At 39.6% G+C, this 5,947-nt stretch carries 6 protein-coding genes and 1 pseudogene; 6 read left to right on the top strand and 1 reads right to left on the bottom strand.

The window, feature by feature from the left end:
- Positions 1-101: 101 nt before the first annotated feature.
- Positions 102-359 (bottom strand): annotated as a pseudogene (locus Xedl_RS06585) (peptidoglycan recognition protein family protein); the annotation flags it as partial.
- A 375-nt stretch (positions 360-734) separates the two neighbouring features.
- Between Xedl_RS06585 and ppdD the strand changes: the two are divergent.
- The 6 genes from ppdD (at position 735) to yacG (ending at position 5,760) form a co-directional block, all read left to right on the top strand.
- Entirely contained in the window at positions 735-1,157 is a 423-nt protein-coding gene (ppdD, locus tag Xedl_RS06580) for a prepilin peptidase-dependent pilin (RefSeq protein WP_074023020.1), read from the top strand.
- A gap of 79 nt (positions 1,158-1,236) precedes the next feature.
- Positions 1,237-2,736, top strand: a complete 1,500-nt coding sequence (gene gspE, locus Xedl_RS06575; protein ID WP_074023019.1) for a type II secretion system protein GspE — start codon at positions 1,237-1,239, stop codon at positions 2,734-2,736.
- A complete protein-coding gene (hofC, locus tag Xedl_RS06570; protein WP_074023018.1) occupies positions 2,733-3,932 on the top strand; it encodes a protein transport protein HofC in 1,200 nt (399 codons plus the stop codon). Before gspE ends, hofC begins: the two co-directional genes overlap by 4 nt.
- A 132-nt stretch (positions 3,933-4,064) precedes the next feature.
- Positions 4,065-4,688, top strand: coding sequence for a dephospho-CoA kinase (gene coaE, locus Xedl_RS06565; protein WP_074023017.1), 624 nt, complete (start codon positions 4,065-4,067; stop codon positions 4,686-4,688).
- Positions 4,681-5,439, top strand: a complete 759-nt coding sequence (gene zapD / locus Xedl_RS06560; RefSeq protein WP_074023016.1) for a cell division protein ZapD — start codon at positions 4,681-4,683, stop codon at positions 5,437-5,439. The genes coaE and zapD overlap by 8 nt, the downstream gene beginning before the upstream one ends.
- A gap of 126 nt (positions 5,440-5,565) precedes the next feature.
- Positions 5,566-5,760, top strand: a complete 195-nt coding sequence (gene yacG / locus Xedl_RS06555; RefSeq protein ID WP_074023015.1) for a DNA gyrase inhibitor YacG — start codon at positions 5,566-5,568, stop codon at positions 5,758-5,760.
- Positions 5,761-5,947 lie beyond the last annotated feature (187 nt).

Here is a 5,947-nt window from a genome sequence, read left to right as displayed (position 1 = left end):
CATAGCCTTTTGTTCCTTTATTTCTTTTGGTTTGGTCACTTAAAGTTATAAAGGACGGGCTATGTCATTTCAACTCTCCTCGAAAGTCGAGCATCGCGTTATTGTACAATCTCACCATCACGCCGGATTAAACAGTGAGCAGAGACACGTAAGTGCTTAATTTCATCAAAAAAAGGATCAGCTTTAGGATCTAATGTCCCCGTAAATAATTGATCAATATAAGAACCACCAAACTTGCCGGGAGGTAAGCTGATGTTATGGATAACCAGTAATGATGGTATTTCTCCTTCTGGCCGCAGATCACAATGCGGAGAAATAACCTTTCTTACATCATCAATCCACCCCTCATGCAGCTTCATTCTTTTACCTTCTCTCTTAATATTTAATATCACTTTACCAAAATCACCATTCCAATATGGCCGGTATCAATCAACTTCATTAAGCATAATGCCACGGCTAAAAGTGTAACCGGTTAGCATGTTAGCACTTTCAATCAGCCAATATATCTGGTGTTTTCTTATTTATGGACAGGCTCGAAAAATTTGTGCAATAGAATGCAACATAAAGTTATTTTCTCGATCCGACTTCATAAATTCTACTAACGATATTTTATTTTTCCCTTTTTTCTCCATGATTATGGGCATCGATATCCAATAGATTGCAATTCAAAAGATGAAGAGTATATCTGCTATTGAATATGGCAATTAATCCAGATGCATATACAAGGAGAAAAAATGAATCAACAGGGATTTACATTAATTGAAGTGATGGTTGTTATGGCTATCGTGTCTATTCTTGGCGCAATTGCTATTCCCAGTTATCAGGGATATATCCAGAAAGCGGCATTAACCGATATGCTACAAGCTATTGTGCCTTATAAATCTGGTGTAGAACTGTGTCGCTTTGAAGCTGAAAATTACAAAGATTGCCACTCTGGTCACCCGTCCATTCCATCAGGTCACAATAGCCGCTATATCAGTACCATCTCAGTAAAAGAGGGGGAAATAACGGTAGTGGGCCAGCAAAACCTTAATGGGCTCCATGTCTCGTTAAAACCTATTCAAGATACAAAGACTGGTTTCACTCAATGGAACGCGATGTGTGAATCTGAAAATGAATCGTTAAAACTAAAATGCCAGGAAACCTTGAAATTTTAAACACATCCTTTCATTCCTGACAGGCTTTAAATGGAAGAGAAAACAATTAAGTCACGCCAATATTAAAGGAATAAAAATAATGATAAATAAGGATCACCTCTTAATGGAAAAAGAAATAAAAGAACTGTGTCAACAACATCAGGCCATTCTTATAAAAAAAGATTCCCATACGATCACAATTGCCTGTAATAAATCACCTAATGAGGATTTCATGGCTGCACTGAGGTTTATTTCAGGTTTAATCGTTAATATAGAAATATTGCCACAAGCAAAAATAGAATCAATGTTGACAGAAGAAAATTCATTAATGTCAGCAAAAAATTACTGTTCAGAAAGTGATAAAGAAGAACCTTACCGTATAGATCGCCTTGATAGTCGCCATGCTAATTATAATGATGCAATACCAACCAATAATCTCCATGATGAGGAAATAGATACGCCTGTTATTCACTTAATTAATCAAACGATATTAACGTCAATACAAAAAAGAGCGTCAGACATTCACTTTGAACCATCTCAACGTGGCTATCAAATACGTATTCGAGTTGATGGTACATTGCATACCATGCAGGCACCCCCTCCTCAAATGAATGCGGGTATTCCTGCCCGCTTAAAAATCATGGCAAAGCTCAACATTGCTGAAAAACGTCAGCCTCAAGATGGGCAATTTGACTGGAATGACAACAAAAACAGTTATGCGATTCGTATATCAACACTCCCCACACTGCATGGGGAAAAAATAGTCCTGCGTATTTTAAATACTATACACCAGCTATCCCTGGAACAATTGGGGTTGCCTGAACCACAATTACACCTTTTAAAACAAAAACTCCATTTACCACAAGGAATGATTTTGGTCACTGGCCCGACTGGCAGCGGAAAGACCGTCACATTATATAGCTGCCTGCAATATTTAAACCAAACTAAAAAGAATATCTGTAGTGTTGAAGATCCTGTCGAAATTCCTTTATATGGCATCAACCAAACGCCTGTGAATAACAAGATTAGTCTCGATTTTGCCAAAATCCTCAGGGCATTATTGCGGCAAGATCCCGATATCATTATGGTTGGTGAGATCCGTGATAATGAAACTGCTGAAATATCAATGAAAGCAGCCCAAACAGGTCACTTGGTTTTATCAACACTACACACCAATTCCACTATTGATACGTTATCTCGCCTGCATAACCTGGGTATTTCTGGCTACACCACAACCTCATGTGTGAAATTGATTATTGCACAGCGGCTGGTTCGTAAGCTCTGCCCCCATTGCCGACAACAAGACAGTATTCCCACAGTGATCCCTAATATTACTGGTTCAACATCTATAAAAAAATGGCATGCGGTTGGTTGTGATCACTGCTTTTCTGGCTATTACGGCAGAACCGCCGTCTATGAATTTCTCGAAATCAAACCTGAACTCCAGCAAACCCTGTCTGAGTGTTCTCATTCCAGCCTCTCACATTTACTTGCCTCACAACAAGGTGTAACGCTGTTCTCAGCAGGGCTGACATTAGTAGAAAAAGGAATAACGACGCTTGAAGAGATTTATCAGATTACAGGCCATGAAACAGTATGAAAATAGAATATATTTACCAATGGCAGGCAATTAACAAAAATGGAAAAGCCATAACAGGGGAGAGCATTGGTCATAGCAAAAAAAGTGTATTCCAATACCTCAGCTATCTCGATCTTCAACCCTATGCCATTAAATGTAAAAAAATTATTTATTACAGCAAAAAAGAAATTGCCTATCGCCTGCATTTTATTCACCAGTTAAGTACGTTACTGACTTCCGGCATTCCTTTACTCAAGGGACTAACTATTTTACTGCAAGAATGTAAATATGATCTCTGGCGATGTGTATTAGCAGAGATGATTCAGAAAATTCGTCAGGGAGAATCATTCTCCACAACACTTAAACACTATCCGAAGTTATTTTCTCCCTTATTTTATCAACTTATCGCAGTCGGAGAACAAACCGGCCAGCTTGAAAACTGCTGCCAGTTAATTATTAATCGCCTGGAACAACAAAATAGGTTGAGGAAGAAAATTCAAAAGGCTTATCACTATCCCTTAATAGTCGCTTTTGTAAGCTTTTTGGTTATTATTCTGATGTTGATTTTTGTTCTGCCAGAATTTCGGCAAGTTTATTCTTCGCTAAACGCCACCCTGCCCTGGTTAACACAATGGGTTCTCTCCGGTTCTGATTTATTGATCCATCATGGCGTATTACTACTATTAATAATATTTATATTGTTAACCAGTTATCTATGGCTACGCCATCGTTTTCCTATTTTAAAAGCAAAAGAAAAAATGCTTTTTCTGAGACTTCCTATTTTTAAGCAACTCACTATTTATCAACAGACTAATCAAATATTTCATATCCTATTCATGACACAAAAAGCGGGATTAACACTAATGGCAGGGCTTGAATGTGCCCTCAGTGCAACTCAACATCCTGTTTTTATCGCAGGAGTGAAAAATCTGCACAGGCAAATTCAACAAGGTATTCCAATGAGTGATGCATTAAAACAAACAGCATATTTTCCTGTGTTATGTCAACAATTTGTCATGATAGGTGAAGAATCAGGAGAATTAGAATTATTTTTATTCAATCTCGCAGAATGGTATCAAGAAAAATCAATCAACCTTGCTGATAGTTTGGTTCAATCATTAGAACCTTTATTGATGTTAATAATGGCTTTGATTGTCGGTTTATTATTACTGGCTATGTACCTGCCTATTTTTCAATTAGGCACCATATTAACTTAACAAAGTATTTACATGTTTCGTTATCTTTTCTCAAGGCCGCAAAAGCAAGAATTGTACGTGTTTGTTTATAGCCCATCAGCTTCCCTTGAGTTACAATTTGATTATGCTATCAGAGATATTTAAAGGGATAGAATGGCTTATATTGTTGCACTTACAGGTGGAATTGGTAGCGGTAAAACGACTATCTCTAATGTATTTTCATCCCTTGGTGTCACGCTTGTTGATGCAGATATTATCGCCAGGGAAGTTGTAGCGCCTGGCACCCTCGCACTACAGGCAATCGCAGAGCACTTTGGCGCTGACATATTATTGCCCGATGGCAGCCTTAATCGGGCCATGTTGCGCCAAAAAGTTTTTGCTGTCCCGGAAGAGAAACAGTGGCTCAATGCACTATTACATCCACTGATCCAAGTAGAAACACAACGGCAATTAAACCATGTGACTACCCCCTATGCCATCTGGGTCGTACCTTTGCTAATTGAAAACAATTTAATGCATTTGGCAGATCGTGTTTTAGTTGTTGATGTTCCAATTGAAGTACAGATCACCCGAACCATAGCTCGTGATGGGGTGAGCCGTGAGCAAGTAGAAAATATTCTGGCTGCACAGGCCAGCCGTCAGGACAGACTGGAAAAGGCAGATGATGTCATCGTTAACCACGACAGCGAACAGGATATTCCCTCTCGTGTGGCCGAGTTACATCAACAGTATTTAAAACAAGCAAAATCAGTCAGACAGGAAAACCGTAATGAGTGATGCAACCTCTACTATTATTTTTGAACATCCACTCAATGAAAAAATGCGTTCATGGTTGAGGATTGAGTCTTCACTGCAACAGTTGGAAAAACAACGTCATCTGGATTCTCAGGCGAGTAGCCTCTCGTTTTTCCGTACAATTGCCGAATTAATTGAGATTCTGGAACGCGGTGAGGTTCGTTCTGAGCTATTGAAAGAGCTGGATCGCCAGCAGGTGAAATTAAAACAGTGGCTCGGCGCTCCGAATGCCGATACGGCTATGATCCATAGTTTGACAGAGCAACTTAAAGAACGCAGCATTGCCTTGAATCAAGCTCCACGGCTTAGCCAATATATCAAAGAAGACCGTACTATCAGCATGGTACGTCAACGTCTCAGCATCCCTGGAGGATGTTGTAGTTTTGACTTGCCAACATTGCATCTGTGGCTGCATTTACCACAATCTGTCAGGGATAAATCTGTCAAAGCCTGGCTGGATAGCCTGCGGCCATTACAACAAGCCCTGGAAAGTATTCTGAAACTCATACGCCACTCTGCCGTTTTTACCCCTAAAACCAGCCATAATGGATTTTATCAGGGTAATGCAGATGAAGCTGATCTACTGAGATTAAAATTGGACGTGGTATCAGATGCATTGGTTTACCCACAAATTTCCGGCTACAAAACACGTTTCGCTATCCGCTTTTTACCAATGGATAGTGAGCATGGTGTCGTACCAGCCCATTTGTCATTTGAATTGGCCTGCTGTTAACATGCTAATTCTGTATTTATATAACTCTGTATTTATGAATACATCACTGAAATGGTGAGTTCAGCCAACAAAGCTGCGATATGAGAATGGAGGATATGACCTTCAAATCAAACGAGAGAGAGTATTATGTCTGAAGTATTGACTGTCGAATGTCCAACGTGTTGCAGCACGGTAGTATGGGGAGAAATTAACCCACACCGCCCATTTTGCAGTAAACGTTGCCAACTAATCGACTTAGGTGAATGGGCCAGTGAAGAAAAGCGAATAGCAAGCCAAAGCGACAGTTCAGAAAATGATAATTGGAGCGAACAGCCTGAATAGTACAACTAATATCACGTAACCTATGTTATAGCGGTGCCTGTTTTATTTGGCGCCGCTTATAATGAGTGATTTAACTAGGGCGTGTTGACGTTTACCGTTTATCCTTTACTCAACCCACATGGGTAGCCATATCATGACAAATGCCAGCGCCAACATGCTGGCATAATTTCGGGCTAATTTATCGTAT

The sequence above is a fragment of the Xenorhabdus eapokensis genome, assembly GCF_001908105.1.
This window is presented reverse-complemented; position numbering and strand designations above follow the sequence as displayed.

What these genes read in the sequence shown, in the direction of transcription:
- hofC (WP_074023018.1), top strand. Translation starts at nt 2,733, where the DNA reads ATGAAAATAGAATATATTTACCAATGGCAGGCAATTAACAAAAATGGA.
- coaE (WP_074023017.1), top strand. Translation starts at nt 4,065, where the DNA reads ATGGCTTATATTGTTGCACTTACAGGTGGAATTGGTAGCGGTAAAACG.
- yacG (WP_074023015.1), top strand. Translation starts at nt 5,566, where the DNA reads ATGTCTGAAGTATTGACTGTCGAATGTCCAACGTGTTGCAGCACGGTA.
- gspE (WP_074023019.1), top strand. Translation starts at nt 1,237, where the DNA reads ATGATAAATAAGGATCACCTCTTAATGGAAAAAGAAATAAAAGAACTG.
- ppdD (WP_074023020.1), top strand. Translation starts at nt 735, where the DNA reads ATGAATCAACAGGGATTTACATTAATTGAAGTGATGGTTGTTATGGCT.
- zapD (WP_074023016.1), top strand. Translation starts at nt 4,681, where the DNA reads ATGAGTGATGCAACCTCTACTATTATTTTTGAACATCCACTCAATGAA.